Raw genomic sequence first — 20,116 nt, 5'->3', positions numbered from 1 at the left:
GCGTGTTAGGTCGCGTTGGGGCCTTCATGCGGGACTGGCGGGGAATCGGACCGGCCGGTGGCCATTTTGACGGCCTGGCGCCACGCCGGGCCGTCAACCGACCCGGCTATGGTAACCACGCCGGCGGCTTGTGTGATGCCCGGCGCCTCGCCATCGCGCTCAGTCTCAGTCACGCAGCGGATCAGCGGCAGGCCGGGCAGACGCTCGCGAAGGCCGGCCAGCAGGCTGTCCGGCGCACCGGGCGAGACGATCCATACCAGCAGCTCCGTATGGTTGCCCGGCTCCTGCAAGCCGGTGATGCCGGAAGGCGCGTAGCCCGCCGGCTCAAAACCGAGCAGCGCCAGCGCGTCTTCGGCGCGTTCGCGGGCTTCGGGGTCTTCGGCAATCACCACGGCGGTTTCTCCGCTGCCTAATGGCGTACCAGGCGTGGTTTGCAGTGCCGCCTGGTCTTTTGCCGGCGTTTCTTCCGCAGGCTGAAGAAGCGGCAGCGTCAGGCCAAAGCGCGTTTTCTGGCCGTGGCCGCTCCACACCGCCACGCCGCCTTCATGGTCCGCCGCCACGCCCGCGACGATCGCCAGGCCCAGCCCCGTTCCGTGGCCTTTGCTGCCGCCTTGCTGTGTGCGGGACGAAAAGAAGGGATCAAACAGCTGGTGGATATGCTGCGGCGGCACGCCCGCACCGTCGTCCATCACGTCCAGCCAGACGCAATCTTCGTTCAGCACGTCGCCCACCACGATGTCGGCCTCTCTTGCATAGACCGCAGCGTGCACATCGGCATCGCCCAGGCTCAGCTCGACTTTGCCGGCCGCGGCCTGTGAGGCGTTGCGCAGCAGGTTCATGATGGCGCGGGTGAGCTGGCCGCGGTGCGCCAGCACCGGCACGGGGGCTGCCGGCACTTTCACGGCCAGCTCGACACCCGGCGGAAGCAGGGGCCTGACGGTGGCCACGGCTTCGGCAATCAGGTCACGCAGGTCGGCGGCTTCGCGGGTGCGCGCGCCGCGGCGCCCGGCGATCAGGATCTGCTCTGTCAGGTCTTTGCCGCGGCCGACGGCGGCGCTCACTTCCTCCAGCGCCGCCTGCACCGGCAGGCCGGCTTTTTCGCGCTCAACCGCCAGCTCGGCATAGCCGCCGACGGCGCCCAGGATGTTGTTGAAGTCGTGCGCGATGCCGCCCGTGAGAAAGCCCATGGTTTCAAAGCGCCGCGCCCGCTCCAGCCGGAGGTTGAGTTTTTGCCGCTCGTGCACCGCGATGGCCACAAAAAAGGACAGCACCGCCAGGCCCGCCAGGTCCACCTGCAGCTCCCAGGTGCCTTCTTCGCCGCGGGCCGGACTGTAAGGCCCGTAGCCAGCCATCGCCATGCCGACACCGACGGCAGCCGCCGCCAGAATGCCCAGCGACGCCGCCCGCAGCCCGCCGCGAATGGCCGCCCACACCAGCACCAGCGATAAAAGCACGCGCAGCACTTCCGACGGAAAGCGGTCTATCAGCGCCGAGGCCGCCAGCAGGCCGGCGCACAGCACGGCCGCGGCCAGCGCGGTGCCGGGTTTTTCGGCGGATTGCGCCGCCTGGGCATGGCCGGAGCACCAGGACAGCAAGGCCGGCAGCAGCACCAGGATGGCCAGGCCGTTGCCCACCAGCATGACACGCCACTCCTCGAACCAGTTGGTGTGTTTGGTCACCACGCCGATGGTGGCGCCCAGGGCGGCCACCAGGGCGGTGGCCAGCAGGGGCAAAAGGACGATGAAGCGCGCCAGCCTGGCAGTGGTGTCGATATTGCCGTTGTCGCACACCAGCCGGCGCCCCAAAAAGGCATACAGCGCCACCTCGAACACATTGAGCAGCGAGAACGCCGCGTCGGCGCCGACCGACAGCGGGTCGGCGTCGCCGACAAACAGCATGCCCAAAAACACCGCCACCAGAAAGACCGGCCACTGGCGGTAAGGCATGTTCCAGAGCAGGGCGGCCGCCACGGCGGGCGCCGGCCAGATGATGGCCGCCAGCGTGTCGGGGCGCGAGGTGTAGGCGGCCGGTGTGGAGAGCAGGGCATACACGCAGGCCAGCAGCAAGGCGGTCAGGCCCAGCCGGGCGGGGGCGGGCGCGGTTTTCAGCCCCGGCAGGGCCAGCCAGTTCCCGGGCGCCGGGTTTGCAGAGGCGGTCTCAACGTGTCCGTTGCGTTGCATGTGTGGTCCTGCATTTTTTGATGCCCATACGCCCCGGGTTGCACGATGACCCGCGGGTCTGGCCAAGCCTGGGCGCCACCCTCCGGGGGAGCGCGTCCAGTGTACGCAATCGCCGGGCCCCGGGGCGCCCGGCGCCGTCACGCCTGCGCAACACCCGCCTGTGCCCGCCCAGGCGGGCAGGGATTGCCCCAGGCGGGATGAGACGTAAACTCGGCCCCATGGCTTTCCCCTCAGCGATCCGGCCTTCCCCTAGCGTGCCAGACCTGTCGCGCGAGGAGTGGGTCGAGATGCGCCTGACTCACACCTTCATGCGCTATGCCCGGCCCGCCCTGCATTCGGCGCTGGTGCTGATCGTGGTCATGGTGCTCATCCTTTACCAGCATGTCGACCCGGTGGGCCTGGGGCTGTGGGCGGCAGCAGCGGTGATCGTGACGCTTGCGCGCTACCGCGTCATCGGCATTTACCAGCGCACGCTGGTGGGTGTGAGCGGGCCGCCGCTGCGCGCCTTCATGGCGCGCTACAGCTGGACGTGGCCTGTCAGCGCCGTGGTCTGGGGCTCGTCGATGTTCGTCTATTTCCTCAAGGCGCCCGTCTACGACCAGTTCCTCTGCATGGTCGTGCTGGTGGGCATGGCGGGTTTTGCGGTGGGTACGTTTTCGTCATCCCTTGCGTGCTTCAAAGGTTATGTGAACGGCCTCGGGATCAGCGTCGTCGCCGCGCTGGTCTACCAGCTGGTCCTGGAGCGGGGGTTGCCTTCCACCTTCAACACCTACGGCATGGTCGCGCTGGTGCTGATCTACTGGAGCGTTATCCTCATCTCCGGCCAGCGCTTTCACGAGGTGCAGCGCGTCAACCTTGAGCTGCAGTTCGACAATTCCGAACTCATCAAGTCCCTGACCGAAACCAACCGCGCGGCCCTGGAGGCCGTGGAAATCAAGAACCGTTTTGTGGCCAGCGCCGCGCACGACCTGCGCCAGCCGGTGCACGCCCTGGGCCTGTATGCCGACTGGCTGGCGACGGAGCCCGAGTTTGTGGAGCAGATCGCGCCCAAGATCGTACGATCCACCAAAGCGGTCAATGACTTGTTCAACTCCCTGTTTGACCTGGCCGGGCTGGAGTCCGACACCTTGCGGGTCCATTTGCAAGAGGTGGACCTGGTGGGGCTGATCCAGGATCTGGAAGCGCAGTACACGCCCTTTGCACGCGAGCGCAACCTGCGGCTTCGCACCCGCGCCGCGCCGTGCAAGGTCAGGTCCGACCCGGTGCTGCTGCAGCGGCTGGTGGGCAATCTGCTGTCCAACGCCCTGCGCAATACCTTCCGGGGCGGCGTCCTGCTCGCCTTGCGCAGGCGAGGCGGCGTGCCCTGCATAGAGATCTGGGACACCGGCGTGGGCATTGCGAAAGAGCACCAGAAGGTGATCTTTCAGGAGTTTTACCGGGTGCCGCTGCAGGGCACGGAAGAGGGCTTCGGGCTGGGGTTGGCGATTGTTTCCCGCCTTAGTGAGGCTATGGGGCATCCGGTGGGGATGTCTTCTCGTAGTGGGAAGGGTAGTGTTTTTTGGGTTGAGTTGAGGGAGTCCTGAGGCTTGGCCGGGTCTTGCTCCGGCCTCTTGCGCTTATCTGAGGTCTGCTGGCCGGGGTCGCCCGGCGGCGACTCACTTTCTTTTGCTTCGCCAAAAGAAAGTAAGCAAAGAAAAGGCGACCCTGCTGTCTGCGTCCCCTACGCTTCGCTCCGGGGCAACCTGCGGTGCTCGGTCCAGACGGGGTCAAAAACAACTCGCTTCGCTCAGACAAGTTTTTGCCCTTATCCGTCTGGACCTGCGCTCCTCGGCGCAGACAGAAGGGGCAATCGGGTACGGGAGCGGGGAGAGGGAGCCGAATACCAAACAGCCGAATACAGAACCCTTGTGCCCTAAAAAACAAAAACACGCCTTGGCGTGTCTTTGTGGGTTAGAGCAGGCCCTGGGTGCGGGCTAGGTGGCTGGCCTGGGAGCGGCTTTTGACGTTCAGGCGTCTGAAGAGGCGCCACAAATGCACTTTGACGGTGTGCTCGCTGATTTGCAGTTCTTCGGCGATGTCGCGGTTGCTCATGCCTTTGTCCAGCATCACCAGCAGCTGTTTTTGCCGCTTGGACAGCTTTTCGGTCGGGGCGGTGGGTTCCTGGTCCAGGTCTTCCGTGAGGAAGACGCGCAGCACGTTGGAGATTTCGGTCGCGCCTGCCGACTTCTGGATATAGGCGTCGGCGCCGGCCTCGATGGAGAGGTCTTCGTAGTCCTGGGCCGGTGCGGCAGACAGCACCACCAGGGGTACGTTGGGAAATTGCTGCTTGAGTTCCCGCACGCCCGAGACACCGTTGGTATCCGGCAGTTTCAGGTCCAGGCAGATCAGCTCGGGTACGCCTTGCAGCTCCACGGCGGGCATGACAGCGGCCAACCGGTCCAGTTCGGTCACGGTGGCTTTGCTGCTCAGGCGGCGAATCAACATGACCACCGCTTCCCGCATCAACGGATGGTCATCTATTACAAAAATACTCATTAATTGACGTCTGAAGTATTGTTCCGATTAGCCATTGAGCATAACTGCTCAATGTCAACTTTGGGGCATAAATAAACTTTGGATTGCGGTATTTTTTCAGAACGCTGATCCAAAAAAACAACAAGCCCTCAGGACGTAGTGTCGGCGAAAAATTGAAGCGCTGCAGCCACCTCCGCGGCCTCAATTCCCGGCAAAGTTTGAACCTTTGTTTGCAATGTGGCCAGCGCGACGGGGCCGTCTTTTTGCAATGCGGCAATCATCTGCGCCGCATCCCGCGGCGAATCGAATCCTTCGCTTTGCAGCAGCACACGGGCATCGGCGTCTTGCAGCTTGAAGTAGAACCGGCCGTCTTTTTCACGGTATTGCTTGAAGGCTGGTGCGGCGCTTTTTGTAGCCTTGGCTTTTCCGGCCGCCGCCGGGCGGTTTGCCAGGTTGCGCAGGCCCACCGCATGCCGCAGCTCGGCCATAAAGGGCGTGGCCTCCGCGCGGGCCTTGCGCGCGCCGGCCTGCAGGATGTCTTCGATCTTGCCCGGGTCGGCAATCAGGGCGTGGTAGCGCTCGCGCATGGGCGCGACTTCACGGTCTATGCGTTCAAACAGCAGTTGTTTGGCGTCGCCCCAGGCGATGCCTTCGGCGTAGGCCTTGCGCAGTGCGGCGGTTTCGTCGGCGCTGGCAAAGGCCTGGTAGATCTGGAACAGCGCCGAGCCCTCAACTTCCTTGGGCTCGCCCGGCGCACGCGAATCGGTCACGATGCCGGCGATCAGCTTGCGCATCTGCTCGCGCGGTGTGAAGAGCGGAATCGTGTTGTCGTAGCTCTTGCTCATCTTGCGGCCGTCCAGGCCGGGCAGCAGGGCGACGGACTCTTCAACCACCGCCTCGGGCAGCACCAGGTGCTCGCCGTAAAGGTGGTTGTAGCGCTGGGCCATGTCGCGCGCCATCTCCAGGTGCTGGATCTGGTCGCGCCCCACCGGCACCTTGTGGGTCTTGAACAGCAAAATGTCCGCGCCCATCAGCACCGGGTACATAAAAAGGCCGGCCGTGACATCGGCATCCGGGTCGTTGCCGGCGGCCTCGTTCTTGTCGACCGAGGCCTTGTAGGCATGCGCGCGATTGAGCACGCCCTTGCCCGTCACGCAGGTCAGCAGCCAGGTCAGCTCCGGAATCTCGGGGATGTCGGACTGGCGGTAGAAGGTCACGCGCTCAGGGTCCAGGCCGGCGGCCAGCCAGCTGGCGGCGATCTCCAGCGTGGACTGCTGGATGCGCGCCGGCTCATCGCACTTGATCAGCGCGTGGTAGTCGGCCAGGAAGTAAAAGCTGCGCACATCGCTGCGAAAGCTGGCCTGCACCGACGGCCGGATCGAGCCGACATAGTTGCCCAGGTGGGGCGTGCCGGTGGTGGTGATGCCGGTGAGGAAGCGGGTGGTGGCGCCTGCGGCAGCCCTAGGTTTGGAGTCTTGGGTCATCATTTCACCAGCATCGCCAGCGGCGTTAAAACGGTTTGGATCACGGTATAGGTCACGTCCATCAGGGGGCGCATCCAGAGGTTGCTGATAACGCCCGAAATCACCAGCGCCATCACGATGAAAAAGCCCCAGGGCTCAATGCGTGAAACCAGCACAGCCTGTTTGTAGGGCAGCAGGCCGACCAGCACGCGGCCGCCGTCCAGCGGCGGCAGGGGGAACAGGTTGAAGACGAACATCACCACGTTCACCAGAATGCCGGCCTGGCACATCTTGATGAAGAAGGGCTCCGTCACTCCGGCACCCGCGAGAAAGTAAAAGAGGATGCCCCAGAGCAGGGCCTGCGCAAGGTTGGCGCCCGGGCCGGCCAGCGCCACCCAGATCATGTCGCGCTTGGGGTTGCGCAAGTTGCCGAACTGCACCGGCACCGGCTTGGCATAGCCGAACAAAAAGGTGCCCGAGGTCGCGAAGTACAGCAGCAGCGGCATCAGGATGGTGCCGACGGGGTCGATGTGCTTGACCGGGTTAAGTGTCACGCGGCCCAGCATCCAGGCGGTGTTGTCACCGAAATAGCGGGCGATGTAGCCATGGGCCGCTTCGTGCACGGTAATGGCAAACAGCACCGGCAGCGCATAAATGGCGACGGTTTGAATCAGGTTGGCGATATCCATAAGGGGAATTGTGTCAGACCTGTCAAGAGGCCCCGTGAGCGCTCCGGCTCACAGTCCCAGCAGGGCCAGCTCACCCCGGCCCTGGCGCACCACGACAGGCTCGCCGCCCTCGCCCATGGCCGTCAGGTCGATCACCGTGGTCGGCTCCTGGTGGCAGGCGCCGGCGTCGATCACGGCGGCCAGTTCATGCTCCAGCAATTCACGGATATCGTGCGCGTCGTTCAGCGGCTCGGTGCCGTCGCGTGGGATCAGCGTGGTGGCCAGCAGCGGCGCGCCGTGCAGCTCCAGCAGCGCCTGCAGCACCTTGTGCTCTGGCACGCGCAGGCCTATGGTCTTGCGCGACGGATGGCTCACGCGGCGCGGCACTTCCTTGCTGGCTTCAAGAATGAAGGTATAGGGCCCGGGCGTTGCGGCCTTCAGCAGGCGGAACTGCTTGTTGTCGACCCGCGCGTAGTTGGCCAGCTCGCTCAGGTCGCGGCACAGCAGCGTCAGGTGGTGCTTGTCGTCCACCCCGCGGATGCGGCGCAGGCTGTCGGCCGCGGCCTTGTCGTCCAGGTGGCAGACCAGTGCATAGCTTGAGTCGGTCGGCACGGCCGCGATGCCGCCGCGCTCCAGCAGCGCCACCGCCTGCTTCAGCAAGCGGGTGTGCGGGTTTTCGGGGTGGACTTCAAAAAACTGGGCCATGGTGCTTAGATGCGGGCAAGGGGGTCAGGATTCAACGGGCTCAATGGTCACGCGGCTTTCACGCACAGCCAGCCAGGCGCCCGCCGCGCCGCAGACGGCAATCATGACCATGCCCACCATCGACAACTGGTCCGGCACATGCGAAAACACAATCCAGCCGCCCAGCATGGCAAAGCCGATCTGCGCATACAAAAACGGCGTGAGCGTAGACACCGGCGCGCGGCCGTAGGCCAGGATCATCATGAAATGGCCGACCGTGCCCATGAAGCCCATCAGGCCCAGGGCGGCCCACAGCGTCCAGGATTCCAGCGAGGCCCAGACAAAGGGCAGGGCCAGCGAAGCGGCCAGCGTGCCCACCCAGCCGGTGTAGAAATGCATGGTGAACGGGTCTTCGGTGCGGGCCAGCCGGCTGGTCAGAATCTGGAACCAGGCATTGCACACCACCAGGCCCAGCGGCAGCAGCATGGTCAGGTTGAAGTCGTCGCGGCTGGGCCGGATGATGATCAGCGTGCCGGTAAAGCCGCCCACCACCAGCGCCCAGCGCACCCACGACACCCGCTCGCCCAGCGACAGCGACGCCAGCAGCGTGATCACCAGCGGCGTGATCATCACGATGGCGGTGAACTCGCCCACCGGCATGTACTTGAGGCTGAAGAAGGCAAACACGCTGGTGCCCAGCAGCAGCAAGCCGCGCAGCAGCTGGTATTTGGGGTGGGCCGTGCGCAGCACCGCCAGGCCCCGCGTGGGCAGCACCGCCAATGTGGTGGCAATCGCCTGGAAGGCATAACGGAACCACAGCGCCATCAGCACCGGCACGGTGGTCGAGATGAACTTGGTGGTGGTGTCCAGCACCGCAAAGCAGGCAACGGCGGCCACCAAAAGCGCAATGCCGGTCGGAGCGTGGGACGTGGTTTTAAGCGACGCGGCCTTCACTGGATGCGGTCCGCCAGCAGTTCCCACACGGGCGTCAAATCGCCGGGCAGAAAGGGCAGGGTGCCCAGGTCGGTGTGGCTTTCGTCGGGGCTGTGAAAGTCGCTGCCGCGCGATGCGGCCAGGCCGAATTCTTTCGCCGTTTCGGCGTACTTAATGTATTCCTGCGGGGTGTGGCTGCCGGTGACAACCTCCACGGCGCGCCCGCCGTGGGACTTGAACTCGGTGAACAAGGCGTATTCCTCGTTGGGGGTGAACTTGTAGCGGCCCGGGTGGGCGATGACCGCGATGCCCTGGGCCTGGGTGATCCAGGTCACCGCGTCGCGCAGGTTGGCCCAGCGGTGCGGCACATAGCCGGGTTTGCCTTCGGTCAGGTATTTGCGAAAGACTTCCGGCGTTTCGCGGCACACGCCGGTCTCGACCAGAAAGCGGGCAAAGTGTGTGCGCGAAATCAATTCAGGGTTGCCGACGAATTTGAGCGCGCCTTCGTACGCGCCCTTGATGCCGACTTTGGCCAGCGAGTCCGACATTTCCATGGCGCGCTGCTCGCGGCCGCCGCGCGTGTTGCGCAGGCCTCGCTGCATGTCGGGGTTGTCGGCGTCAAAGCCCAGGCCCACGATGTGCACGGTTTGCCCGGCAAAGGTGACGGAGACTTCGGTGCCCGTGAGGTAGTGCATGCCCTGGGCCTTGGCGGCCGCTGCGGCGCGGTGCTGGCCGCCGATTTCGTCGTGGTCGGTCAGTGCCCACAGTTCAACCCCGTTGGCCTTTGCCCGTTCGGCCAGCGCCTCGGGTGTCAGCGTGCCGTCTGACACCACAGAGTGGCAGTGCAAATCGGCATTCAGGATGTTTTTCGGGGTCACGAACCCATTTTAGGCTTTATGCCTGCCGGCTGCAGTGCGTACTCACATATCCTGTCCCGGCGGTGTCCTTAAGAGGGCCGGCCATGACCTACTATTCGATGCTTAGCCTTTTGGAGCCGCCCTTGATCACCCTGCACCACCTCAACAACTCCCGCTCGCAACGCATCCTCTGGCTGATGGAGGAGCTTGGCCTGCCCTACGAAATCCAGCGCTACCAGCGCGATGCCAAAACCATGCTGGCGCCGCCCTCGCTGCGCGCAGTGCACCCGCTGGGCAAATCGCCGGTGATCACCGACGGCGAGTTCACATTGGCAGAGTCGGGCGCCATCATTGAATACCTGGTCGCGCGCTACGGCGCCGGCCGCCTGGCGCCCGCTGTGGGCACGCCGGCCCACCTGCGCTACACCTACTGGATGCATTACGCCGAAGGCTCGGCCATGCCGCCGCTCCTGCTCAAGCTGGTCTTTGACAAGGTCGAAAGCTCGCCCATGCCGTTTTTTGCCAAGCCGATTGCCCGCGCCATTGCCGGCAAGGTGAAGAAGACCTTTATCGAGCCGCAACTGCGCCAGCACCTGGACTTTCTGGAAATGTCGCTGGGCCAGAGCGACTGGTTTGCCGGTGCGGACTTCAGCGGCGCCGACATCCAGATGAGCTTTCCGCTCGAGGCCGCTGCCGCGCGCGGCGGGCTCAATGAGAGCCGGCCCAGGCTGATGGACTTCCTTGCGCGCATCCACGCCCGGCCCGCTTATCAGCGCGCAATTGAGCGTGGCGGGGAGTTTGAGCTGCAGTGATGGGGCCCCGCCGGCCTGCGATCAAGAGTCAGCCACAGGGGCCAACACCTGCCGGCTCCGTACAAACTGCATCGCCTGCGGCTGCCCAACCAGCACGCACTGCTTGCCGGTGCGCCGGCAGTGGTCCTGCACACGCCAGTAGGCGTCGTGGCTGACGCAGCCGGTCTGGCAGATCACCAGGTCGGCGGCAATCAGGCTCGCTTCCAGGGCGTCTTCGCCCAACTGGTCGTCGCCCGCGTGGTGCATGAAGTGGCCGCCCGCCATTTCAATCACGCGCTGGGCCACGGTGGTGCCGTCGCCTTGTTCGCCCACGCACAGCACGGATTTTTCATGCAGGCCGGGTGTGAGCTCGGCCGCCGTCACGGCGGCTGACAGCGTTTCTGCGGTTGTGAGAGCGAGGGGCGCCGTGGTTTTGCTGCGCCCCAGCCGCTCGCGCATCGCGGCCTGCAAATCATGCACGCGGCCCACCAGCCATTCCACCCGGCGCGCCAGCGTCAGCCGTTTCGGCAGGCCCGGGATGGCGGCTTCCAGCGCCAGCCGGTCTTCACGCTCCCAGGCCAGCGCCGTTTCCCTGACCATCGCCGCCGCGCGCAGCCGCATCGCCTGGGCTTGCAGGCGCGCGATTTCCGCGGCCTGCGCGGCAATCACGGCGCTGCAGCGCTTCTGGATTTCGCCATATTGGGCGAGCAGCGCGCGGTGTTCACGGTCCAGGCCGGGCAGGGCAATCGGTGATGGGCAGGCTTGCATGGGTGGCTCCAGAAAGCTGGAACGAAAAAAGAGAAAAGAGGGCAAAGAAGAGGGCAAAGCTCATCTTAAATGAGAATTGCTCTCATTTGGCATAAAGATTTGTGCTGCTCTTATGCCGTTTTCAGGCAAGCGGGAAAAATTGCTCTGCTATTAATTCGGGAGCTGCTTACGCCCGTGCTTGCTGGATAAAATCCCTATTTGGCTCCGGAAAATGCATGGCCGGCAGCATTTTTGGCCGGATTTTCCGGGCTTTCCGGGCTTTTCAGAGCTCCGCACCCTCGACCAGAAAACGCACCCGTTTCACCCCCTGCCACTCGTCCGCATCCAGCCGGAAGGCCAGCTTCACCCGCGCCGGCAGGGCCTCGGTATGGCCAAACCAGATGCCGTCCACCGGCTGGCCCTGGTGCTTGAGCTTGAGCGCCAGGTGTTTTTCACCCACCAGGCGCTGCGACACCACTTCCACCTCTTCACTGAAGGTAGGCGCGGCAAAGCCCTGGCCCCAGACCTCCTTGTGCAGTGTGTCGACCAGGTCGGCGCGCCGGTATTCAGGGGCCAGTGGGCCGTCGGTGTCCATGCGGCGTGTCAGCGTGGCGGCGTCCAGCCATTCGTGCGCCACCTGCTGCAGCGCCTGCTCAAACAGCTCAAAATTCTCTTCGGCAATCGTGCAGCCCGCCGCCATGGCGTGGCCGCCAAAGCGCAGCAGCACACCGGGATGGCGCTTGGTCACCAAATCGAGTGCGTCGCGCAGATGAAACCCGGGGATCGACCGGCCCGAGCCCTTGAGCTCATGCTCTTTGCCGTCAGCCTGGCTGGCGGCAAACACAAAGGTCGGCCGGTGCAGCCGGTCTTTGATGCGTGAGGCCACGATGCCGACCACGCCTTCGTGAAACTCTGGGTCAAAGATGGCGATCGCCGGGGGAGGCTCTTCATCGTCGTCAATCATCGCGTCGGCCGCCAGCTGCGCCTGCTCGCGCATGCCGGCCTCGATGTCGCGGCGCTCGCGGTTGATGCCGTCCAGCATCTGCGCCAGCTCTTCGGCGCGTGCAGCGTCGTCCGTCAGCAGGCATTCGATGCCCAACGTCATGTCGCTCAGCCGCCCCGCGGCGTTGATGCGCGGGCCCAGGGCGAAGGCAAAGTCAAAGGTGGTGGCCGCAGGCGCCTGCCGGCCCGCCGCCTTGAACAAACCCGCCACGCCCGCCGGCATATGGCCCGCGCGTATGCGCTTGAGGCCCTGCGCCACCAGGCGGCGGTTGTTGGCGTCCAGCTTCACCACGTCGGCCACGGTGCCCAGCGCGACCAGCGGCAGCAAGGTATCCAGCTTGGGCTGGTTCGCCGCATCAAACGCGCCGCGCGTGCGCAGCTCAGCCCGCAACGCCAGCAGCACATAAAACATCACGCCCACGCCGGCAATCGATTTGCTCTCAAAGGTGCAGGCCGGCTGGTTCGGGTTGACGATCACGTCCGCCTCGGGCAACACCACTTCGCCGTCTTTCAGCGCGGGCAGGTGGTGGTCTGTCACCAGCACCTGCATGCCCAGGGCGCGCGCACGCGCCACGCCGTCTATGCTGGCAATGCCGTTGTCCACCGTCACCAGCACGTCGGCGCCGCCGGCTTTGACGCGCTCGGCAATCGGCGGCGTCAGGCCGTAGCCGTCTGTCACGCGGTCGGGCACCAGGTAGGTGACTTTTAAGTCCGGGAACGATGCACCCAGCAGCTTCAGGCCGCGCAGCGCCACCGCGCAGGCGGTTGCGCCATCGCAGTCATAGTCGGCCACCACACAAATCTTTTTGCCGGCGGCCATCGCGTCAGCCAGCAGCTGCGCCGCCTGCTGCACGCCCAGCAGCGAGGCGGGTGGCAGCAGCCGCGCCAGCCCGTCGTCCAGTTCATCGGCGGTGTGCACGCCGCGCGCGGCATACAGCTGCGCCAGCAGCGGGTGAATGCCGGCCTGCTGCAGCGCCCAGACGCTGCGCGGGGGAACATCGCGTACCTGAATTTTCATAAAAATAGTTACTATCTTTTTTATAGCTGATTGCGCTCGAACCATGCGGGTTGTGGCGCAAAAAGGCCTGCAATTTTGGCCATGAAGCCGGCGGTGTGCGTTTCAAGGGTTTGAAAACCGCGCTCGCCGCACAGCGTCAGCCGCACGGCCTCGCCTGCGCGCTGGCGCGCCAGCAGTTGTGCAATCTCGCCGGCATTCAGTGCGGCCCAGGCCTGGGCATAGGCCTGCCAGTCATCGGCGAAGACGGCTTGCGCCAGGCTGCGTGGCACGGCAATTTGCTCCCTCTCCCCCTGGGAGAGGGTTGGGGTGAGGGCTGGCGGCCTTTGCACTTGTCCTGGATTGATTGGAGGCTGCAGGCCCTCACCCCCGCCCTCTCCCAGGGGGAGAGGGAGAAAATCCGCAGAAGCCAGCGCGCCCGTGCCGCTCAGCCAGAAAGAATTCACCGGCAACTGCCGCCGCGCCGCGCGCTCGTCATTCAGCGCATGGGTATACAGCAGCATCTGCATTTCGTTTTGCAGCAGCTTCATCTTGCGGGCTATGACGCCAGCTTCATCCTTGCTCTGCTTGGGCAGCCAGGGGTCCACATTGCGGCCCAGCACTCTATCTAGAGAGGCGGTGGGCAGGCTGCGAAACACCTCGCCCTCAGCCAGCCAGCGCGACGGCCCAAGCGCGGGCAGGTAGTGAATCGTGATGCCGTCGTCCTCAAAGTAGGGCTGCATGGCCGCCAGCAAGGTGCGGGATTCGTCCTCCGTCAGGCTCAGCGCGGCCGGGTCCGTCAGCGTGGCGTGTTCGCGGCCCATGGCCCAGTGGCAGGGCGTGATCCAGGCCCAGGCCTTGCCGGCCGCGGTATCCGGCAGGTGCTGCGCCGCATCCTGCGCCGCCCACGGAATCAGCCCGTCGGCCGTCTCTGGGCTGGCGACGCCCAGCGCCTGCGCCAGCGCGCGCTCGTGCGGGGGCGACAGCGTGTGGGCGTCCGCCACATCAGTGCGCACTGACTTCATTCCTTTCAGCAACTGGTTCAGGTTGCGCATGCTGCCGGCCGGCAGCGCCTTCATCGCCGGCAGCCAGGCCTCCGCGCTGCTGGCCGCAAAGGGAATCAGCAGCTGCGGGCCGTTGAAAGGAGTGGGGGAATTGGCTGACATGGGGCTATTGTCCGGGATGCCACAATTGGCGTTCAAATTTGGCGTTCAAACCGCACCCTCCAAGAATCCGTTTGAGTTGGCCGCCAGCGGCCGGCAACGACTACCAGGCTGAGTATGCAAATTCCTTATGAGCTGATTTTGGGCTGGCGCTACACCCGCGCCGGCCGCGCCACCCGGCGCAACGGCTTTATCTCTTTTATTTCGGGCGTGTCCATGCTGGGCATTGCACTGGGTGTGGCTGCGCTCATCATCGTGCTGAGCGTAATGAACGGCTTCCAGAAGGAAGTGCGCGACCGCATGCTGGGCGTCATCTCGCACATCGAGGTCTTCGCGCCCGGCGGCGTGGCCCTGCCGGACCCCGCCAAAACGCTGGCCGAAATCAAGGCCAACCCCCAAGTCACCGGCGCCGCCACCTTTATCGCCGCCCAGGCCCTGCTGGCCCGCGGTGAAGACATGAAGGGCACCCTGGTGCGCGGCATAGACCCGGCGCTCGAAGGCCAGGTCACCGACCTCGCCGTCACATCCGGCCCGACGCTGGCCAAGCTGGTGCCCGGCAACTTCGGCGTGGTGCTAGGCGGCGAGCTGGCCCGCGCCATGGGCGTGCGTGAGGGCGACACCGTCACCCTGATCGCACCCAGCGGCCAGGTCACCCCGGCCGGCGTGGTGCCGCGCCTGAAGCAGATGACGGTGGTCGGCACCTTTGACTCCGGCCACTACGAATACGACTCGGCCCTGATCATGATGCACCAGGACGATGCCGCCAAAATCTTCCGCCTCGAAGGCCCCACCGGCATACGCATCAAACTCAAAGACTTGCACCAGGCGCGCGAAGTGGCGTTTGAACTCTCCAGAAGCCTGAGCGGCGACTTGCTCATTCGCGACTGGACGCGCCAGAACAAAACCTGGTTTGCCGCCGTGCAGCTTGAAAAACGCATGATGTTCATCATCCTCACGCTCATCGTCGCCGTGGCCGCATTCAACCTGGTCAGCACGCTGGTGATGACGGTCACCGACAAGCGCGCCGACATTGCCATCCTGCGCACCCTGGGCGCCAGCCCCAAAAGCATCATGAAAATCTTCATGGTGCAGGGCGCGCTGGTCGGTGTCATCGGCACGCTCTCAGGCTTGATCCTCGGCCTGGGCATCGCCTTCAACATCGACGTCATCGTGCCCGCCATTGAGCGCGCACTCAACGCCAGCTTCTTGCCCAAAGACATTTACCTCATCAGCCGCATGCCCAGCGAGCCGCAATACGCCGACATCATGCCGATTGCCGTTATCTCGCTGGTGCTGGCTTTCCTCGCCACCATCTACCCCAGCTGGCGCGCCAGCCGCGTCAACCCGGCGGAGGCCCTGCGCTATGAGTGAACTCAAAAACGACATGACCGCAACACTGCAAAGCGCCAACGCAAACGGCGAAATCGTCCTCAAAGCCAGCGGCCTCACCAAACGCTTCCACGAAGGCATGATCGACCTGACCGTGCTGCACGGCGTAGACCTGCAAGTGCACGCCGGCGAAACGCTGGCCATCGTCGGCGCCTCAGGCTCCGGCAAAAGCACGCTGCTGCACTTGATGGGGGGGCTTGACGCCCCCACCAGCGGCCAGGTCGAGCTGAAAGGCAAAACCCTCTCGGCCCTGTCGCCCCAACAGCAAGGCGAGCTGCGCAACCAGCACCTGGGTTTTGTCTACCAGTTCCACCACCTGCTGCCTGAGTTCAGCGCACTCGACAACGTAGCCATGCCTTTGTGGATCCGCCGCGAATCCCCCGCGGAGTGCGCCCGCATCGCCACCAAAATGCTGGCCGCCGTAGGCCTCAAAGACCGCATCCACCACCGCCCCGCAGAACTCTCAGGCGGCGAACGCCAGCGCGTGGCCATCGCACGCGCGCTCGTCACCCAGCCAGCCTGCGTGCTGGCAGACGAGCCCACCGGTAACCTGGATCGCAGTACGGCAGACGGTGTGTTTGAACTCATGCTGCAACTAGCACGCGACTTCGGCACCGCCTTTGTGCTGGTCACCCACGATGAAACGCTGGCCTCGCGTTGCGGGCGGCGCTTCAGATTGGTGTCGGGGCGTTTGTCGGAGTGGAGTTGAAGAACTTCACCGCTGTGTAATTCGAACGAACTGGAAGTTCTTGTTGCATGCGCAGGTTATTCGCGTTCGAGATGGTGTCTGCAGCGGCAGTCATCACGTTTTTCGTAGTGCTCGGCGCGCATGGCGTTTGGTCTGCCTTTCGAACCACGCCCAGTTTCAACTCCCTTCAGCTCATCTCAGGCGAGGCTATTGCAGTAGGTGACTGCACCGGTACGTCCCGCAATGGCAGAGACTTTGTCGTGAAAGTGCGTGATGCCGACGGTGACCATTCTTTCCGTTTACCTTGTGTGGGTGATCACAACATTTTCAAGAAGATGGTCGGAACAAAGCTTGAGGTGCGAACCGCACGTGAGTTCGACTTGTTCATGCAAGAGTATCCGGAAGTCTGGGACGTTCGCTCTGCGAAGAATATCTATTACGACTACGACAGTCGTGCGGCACGGCAGAAGCAGATAGGGCCTTACATCGGACTCGCGTGGTTGGGGTTTCTGGTAATAGTTCTTGTAGCTGCTCGCAAGTTCTCTGCCTATGCAAGGCAAGCGCTGCGCCGGACGTTCCACCCTTCCGGAGAACCCAGGCGATGAGCGACATCATCTTCTTAAACGGCACATCAAGCGCCGGCAAAACCACCATCGCACACGCACTGCGCGCCGCGCTACCCCAACCCTTTTGTTACTACGCTTCCGACCAGCTGGCTGAGGCGGGTTTTCGCCCCCGCGCGCGCAATCCCAGGGAGCGCGAGCGCTTCTTCGACGGATTCCACCGTTCCATCGCGGCCTTTGCCGATGCGGGCAACCAGCTCCTGGTAGAACACATCGTCGAGGCCCAGTCCTGGGCAGACACACTGCAACAACTGCTCGCCGGCCATGCCGTGTTTTGGGTCGGTGTGCATGCACCCGTCGAAGAACTCAAGCGCCGCGAGCTGGCCCGCGGCAACCGGGATGTGGGGGAAGCAGAGTTTCATCTGCGTACGCACGGCTTCTGTCGTTACGACATGACTGTTGATTCAACCGAGCCGACGGCGAAAATCGCTGCGGATATTGCTGCTCGGTGGAGCGAGTGGCGGGCGCAGAGAGTTTTGTGACCAACTAATCAAGCGCCTTTAAGAATGGACTTGATGCCTTCGGTGACAACTGAGCTACCTGCAGTCGCTGCGGCCCAGAGAATTGCAGCAATCGTTCCCCCGACCAGCGCTTGAGGGACCCAATGCCAATGCTCCTTACCCTTTTGGATAAATCGCACGTTCGGGAATCCTCGATCAACCAAACGAAGTATCAGATGGTTAAGTGGTCCCCAGATGTTGGAGAAGAGTAGTAGAAATATTACAAAAACGAAAACGAACGCATTTGGCAACTTTAGCCAAGGTTCTAACTTTAAGGCTCCCCACAAGCTCAACCCTACGCCGGCAATTACGCCGGCAACTTGAATCAGCATCTGGGTGAATGCGTTCCGAATTAAATAGTGCCGATTGCGTAATGGCTTCACCGCTTCTTGCATCATTAGGAACGTTGAGGCTGCCCACTGCTCATTGTCCGATGCCACTGCGATGAAGCACATGCTCGCATCTGTCCTATCGAGTCTCACATCAAACGAACTTCCCTCCTTTTTATATGTGTCTTGCAGCAGCCCACTTTCAAAGTTTGCGGTTATCCAGTCAACACGTGGAGCGGCTAAAAAGGCTTGAGTAAACTCACCAACAGTATCTAAGCGAACTCCAAGCGTTTCCGTTCGAAGAATGAATGAAAGGCGGTTCGGTGTTCCCAAGCTGTCAGGAGCGCAGTTCGCCACGCACGCTTGCACAGCCTGGCCAAGTGCTTCCAGGTTGTCGATGGAAATCGACAAGTTCTTTAGCTTCACATCACGGGCATATTTAGGCATGTATTGAATGTAACGTTTTGATCGAAAATGACAATCACCATCAGCATCTCGATTCTCAATTCCTGGAGATGGCAGACGCTGGTCAGCCTAATGAGTTCAGGCTCTCTGCAACCCTAAACTCACTATCAAAGACCTGGGTGCTGAGTGCAGCAACGGGCGAAAAAACTAGAGCGTCGTTAAGGTGCTATTACCTTTATTAAAAACCAAGAAACCGGCTCAGTCGAGCAGCTAGTTTTCGAAGCCCTTTCTTAGAACTCTCGAGGTCAAGCCTGTTCAAGAATTTCTTTAGTCGATGCGTGCGCATACCGCGCTCGTGCATGCGATTCATGTACGGAACTAATTGATCTTCTGGAACCTCTTGGATGATCCTGGCAATGTCACGCTTGACTGACCCACGTTTGGATTTAACCCGCTCGATTCCCGGTGTAGCTGCAAATGCTTTCCCCCATGACTGCATCATCTCAAGGGGAACCTCAAGCTCGGCATGATTGAAAACGATTGCGTTGGCAATCTTCCGATTGAAGGCGTTGCAGTGTGGATCAAAAAGAATTCGCCTATGCCAAGCAAGCATGTCTGCTGCTTGCAGTGGCAGAACATCGTCGTCAGAGCGAAAAATCGGGGTTGCCCCCATCATTTCTTTGATCCACGTCTCTTGGAGTTGTTTTATTAGCGGATACCAAAGAGCGGCATTGCTCCCAGAGCTGCCTTGGCAGTCAAAAACGAAATCTATCTGCTCCTTGATATTGAAGTGACTTGCCAATCGTACGGCCGTAACGACGAATGCTTGAAAGCAAACGCCGTACGGGTCTCGCAGATCGTAAGGCGCGTTTGGGGTTACAAGCGCTTTATAGTCGCTCTTGTTGATCGAGCAGGTCAACGAGAGAGGTTTGTGCTTGCCGATAACTGCTGCGAGCCGAAGCAACTTCGCCTCCCGCTGGTCATGCGTCCAGCCGCGAAAAGAAGAAGTCATGTGCAAGGACTTGAGGTGAGGCGCTTCGTTAAGCGCTTCCTGCCAGTCTGCACTGAAATCCCTCCAAGTCTCTGTGCGGTGTATATACCCTGCCAAATACAGTCGCGATGCGTCCGCACTTCCCGAGTCATCCACAAAAGCTTGAAGCACGCCTACTCCTTTGATTAAGCACTGCCTTTCAATCTCTCACCCACTAGATGGCATCTTCCAAGATTCCAGCGCACCCAAGAATTCGTCAATTGACCTCTTTGAATAACAAGTGGCGAGCTTTCCCGTTACACCACCTCGCCGCAATCGCTTCGTTGCCCTCTCAATCTTGTGACACCACCCAGCGTCCAGCAATATCAAGTCAGCCACTACGGCGGCGGGCACCGCATGGATAAAGTCCATTGCATCGTTGTCATCAAAGACGTAGCGAGTGTCAATGTGAGGGTCACGTATTAACTCCGCGCTCAATGCATCGCGCAAGGTCATTCCAGGCGCAGGTCTGAATCGAACCGCATTGTGATGCCGCCTCTCATCCTTTGTGAGGGCCATAACCGCTTTCGATACCCCGGCCTTCATGGCGACGAAGAGCGGTAATAGTTGCTCTTTGGCGTTAATAGCGTCCTGAAGAAACCTGTGCGTGTTCCATGTGCCTCCCACAATAGCAGCTCGCGCACCAAGATCATGTAGTAGCCAATGCTGATCCGGAGCATCAGGGTGCTCAGCGACTCCTTCAACAAAAAGAAAGCCTTTATCGAGAGTCGTATCTGCGACGTACAGCGCGGGCATCGCTCGAAGTAGCAACCTTTCACCACTCGCAGCTTGTTGCAGATCGGTCATGGCGATGAACTCCATGATGTTCGCGTTGGAGAACAGCCATGTACCTTGTGATCGATGCAAGGCTTCAATGAATCGCTTTTGCATTGAACCATCGTCCGCAAAAAGGCGGACGGCCCAATGATCCAGATACACCACAGGTCGCACCAATTTTTGAGTGATGCTGTATCCACCGATTCCATTTGGTGCGATTGTCATTGCCATAGCTTATTGTGCGCCCAGTGAATAGATGGAGCGTTTTGCGGTTACAACCTCAATGTGGTTTCCGCAACGCTGCTGCAGTGAGCGGATGGACTGTTTATGAACTGGTTTGGTGGCGCCTAGCTGTGAATCTCGATAGCTCGAATGCGGG

At 62.2% G+C, this 20,116-nt stretch carries 19 protein-coding genes; 6 read left to right on the top strand and 13 right to left on the bottom strand.

Translation table 11 applies throughout. From position 1 onward, the window contains the following. Positions 1 to 5: 5 nt before the first annotated feature. A complete protein-coding gene (locus BM408_RS08155; RefSeq protein WP_092128819.1) occupies positions 6 to 2,180 on the bottom strand; it encodes an MASE1 domain-containing protein in 2,175 nt (724 codons plus the stop codon). Between the two features lie 218 nt (positions 2,181 to 2,398). Here BM408_RS08155 and BM408_RS08150 point away from each other — a divergent pair, with 218 nt between their 5' ends. Beyond that, on the top strand, positions 2,399 to 3,763 hold the full coding sequence (locus BM408_RS08150; RefSeq protein ID WP_092128817.1) for a sensor histidine kinase: 1,365 nt from the start codon (positions 2,399 to 2,401) through the stop codon (positions 3,761 to 3,763). Positions 3,764 to 4,130: 367 nt separating this feature from the next. Here the strand turns inward: BM408_RS08150 and BM408_RS08145 are convergent, their stop codons facing one another. The 6 genes from BM408_RS08145 to BM408_RS08120 form a co-directional block, all read right to left on the bottom strand. Continuing rightward, entirely contained in the window at positions 4,131 to 4,715 is a 585-nt protein-coding gene (locus BM408_RS08145) for a LuxR C-terminal-related transcriptional regulator (RefSeq protein WP_092128814.1), read from the bottom strand. Positions 4,716 to 4,843: 128 nt separating this feature from the next. After that, the gene (locus BM408_RS08140; protein ID WP_254774740.1) at positions 4,844 to 6,181 is read right to left on the bottom strand and encodes a tryptophan--tRNA ligase; all 1,338 of its coding nucleotides are present in this window, start codon (positions 6,179 to 6,181) and stop codon (positions 4,844 to 4,846) included. Beyond that, the gene (locus tag BM408_RS08135) at positions 6,178 to 6,846 is read right to left on the bottom strand and encodes a site-2 protease family protein (RefSeq protein ID WP_092128812.1); all 669 of its coding nucleotides are present in this window, start codon (positions 6,844 to 6,846) and stop codon (positions 6,178 to 6,180) included. The genes BM408_RS08140 and BM408_RS08135 overlap by 4 nt, the downstream gene beginning before the upstream one ends. Positions 6,847 to 6,894: 48 nt before the next feature. Then, the gene (locus BM408_RS08130; RefSeq protein WP_092128810.1) at positions 6,895 to 7,530 is read right to left on the bottom strand and encodes an L-threonylcarbamoyladenylate synthase; all 636 of its coding nucleotides are present in this window, start codon (positions 7,528 to 7,530) and stop codon (positions 6,895 to 6,897) included. A gap of 24 nt (positions 7,531 to 7,554) precedes the next feature. Then, positions 7,555 to 8,463, bottom strand: coding sequence for a DMT family transporter (locus BM408_RS08125; RefSeq protein WP_175541727.1), 909 nt, complete (start codon positions 8,461 to 8,463; stop codon positions 7,555 to 7,557). Next, positions 8,460 to 9,320, bottom strand: a complete 861-nt coding sequence (locus BM408_RS08120; protein WP_092128806.1) for a 3',5'-nucleoside bisphosphate phosphatase — start codon at positions 9,318 to 9,320, stop codon at positions 8,460 to 8,462. Before BM408_RS08120 ends, BM408_RS08125 begins: the two co-directional genes overlap by 4 nt. Before the next feature lie 122 nt (positions 9,321 to 9,442). On the opposite strand from BM408_RS08120, the gene BM408_RS08115 reads away from it, so the two are divergent. Next, on the top strand, positions 9,443 to 10,111 hold the full coding sequence (locus BM408_RS08115; protein ID WP_092129491.1) for a glutathione S-transferase: 669 nt from the start codon (positions 9,443 to 9,445) through the stop codon (positions 10,109 to 10,111). 21 nt (positions 10,112 to 10,132) lie between these two features. On the opposite strand, the gene BM408_RS08110 is transcribed toward BM408_RS08115, so the two are convergent. The 3 genes from BM408_RS08110 to BM408_RS08100 all read right to left on the bottom strand — a co-directional run bounded on the left by BM408_RS08110 (position 10,133) and on the right by BM408_RS08100 (position 13,999). After that, the gene (locus tag BM408_RS08110) at positions 10,133 to 10,711 is read right to left on the bottom strand and encodes a DUF2325 domain-containing protein (RefSeq protein WP_092129489.1); all 579 of its coding nucleotides are present in this window, start codon (positions 10,709 to 10,711) and stop codon (positions 10,133 to 10,135) included. Positions 10,712 to 11,120: 409 nt separating this feature from the next. Continuing rightward, entirely contained in the window at positions 11,121 to 12,857 is a 1,737-nt protein-coding gene (recJ, locus tag BM408_RS08105; RefSeq protein WP_092128804.1) for a single-stranded-DNA-specific exonuclease RecJ, read from the bottom strand. 20 nt (positions 12,858 to 12,877) lie between these two features. After that, on the bottom strand, positions 12,878 to 13,999 hold the full coding sequence (locus BM408_RS08100; RefSeq protein WP_092128802.1) for a hypothetical protein: 1,122 nt from the start codon (positions 13,997 to 13,999) through the stop codon (positions 12,878 to 12,880). Between the two features lie 114 nt (positions 14,000 to 14,113). Here BM408_RS08100 and BM408_RS08095 point away from each other — a divergent pair, with 114 nt between their 5' ends. Genes BM408_RS08095 through BM408_RS08080 form a run of 4 tightly spaced genes read left to right on the top strand, consistent with a single transcriptional unit; the run spans position 14,114 to position 17,178 of the window. Further along, entirely contained in the window at positions 14,114 to 15,367 is a 1,254-nt protein-coding gene (locus BM408_RS08095) for a lipoprotein-releasing ABC transporter permease subunit (protein WP_092128800.1), read from the top strand. Continuing rightward, positions 15,360 to 16,094 carry a lipoprotein-releasing ABC transporter ATP-binding protein LolD gene (gene lolD / locus BM408_RS08090; RefSeq protein WP_175541726.1) on the top strand — a complete coding sequence of 245 codons (735 nt, stop codon included), beginning with the start codon at positions 15,360 to 15,362 and terminating at the stop codon, positions 16,092 to 16,094. The genes BM408_RS08095 and lolD overlap by 8 nt, the downstream gene beginning before the upstream one ends. Positions 16,095 to 16,141: 47 nt before the next feature. After that, positions 16,142 to 16,678 (top strand): hypothetical protein, encoded by a 537-nt coding sequence (locus BM408_RS08085; RefSeq protein WP_092128798.1) that lies wholly within the window; start codon positions 16,142 to 16,144, stop codon positions 16,676 to 16,678. Then, positions 16,675 to 17,178 carry a chloramphenicol phosphotransferase CPT family protein gene (locus BM408_RS08080; protein WP_092128796.1) on the top strand — a complete coding sequence of 168 codons (504 nt, stop codon included), beginning with the start codon at positions 16,675 to 16,677 and terminating at the stop codon, positions 17,176 to 17,178. The genes BM408_RS08085 and BM408_RS08080 overlap by 4 nt, the downstream gene beginning before the upstream one ends. A gap of 8 nt (positions 17,179 to 17,186) precedes the next feature. On the opposite strand, the gene BM408_RS22695 is transcribed toward BM408_RS08080, so the two are convergent. The 3 genes from BM408_RS22695 to BM408_RS08065 form a co-directional block, all read right to left on the bottom strand. Further along, on the bottom strand, positions 17,187 to 17,972 hold the full coding sequence (locus tag BM408_RS22695) for a hypothetical protein (RefSeq protein ID WP_139237319.1): 786 nt from the start codon (positions 17,970 to 17,972) through the stop codon (positions 17,187 to 17,189). A gap of 196 nt (positions 17,973 to 18,168) precedes the next feature. Further along, positions 18,169 to 19,092, bottom strand: coding sequence for a DUF3800 domain-containing protein (locus BM408_RS08070; RefSeq protein ID WP_175541725.1), 924 nt, complete (start codon positions 19,090 to 19,092; stop codon positions 18,169 to 18,171). Positions 19,093 to 19,128: 36 nt separating this feature from the next. Further along, entirely contained in the window at positions 19,129 to 19,968 is an 840-nt protein-coding gene (locus BM408_RS08065; RefSeq protein ID WP_175541724.1) for a hypothetical protein, read from the bottom strand. Positions 19,969 to 20,116: the final 148 nt, after the last annotated feature.

This window comes from Polaromonas sp. YR568 (assembly GCF_900116715.1).
Classification (GTDB): Bacteria; Pseudomonadota; Gammaproteobacteria; order Burkholderiales; family Burkholderiaceae_C; genus Polaromonas.
This window is presented reverse-complemented; position numbering and strand designations above follow the sequence as displayed.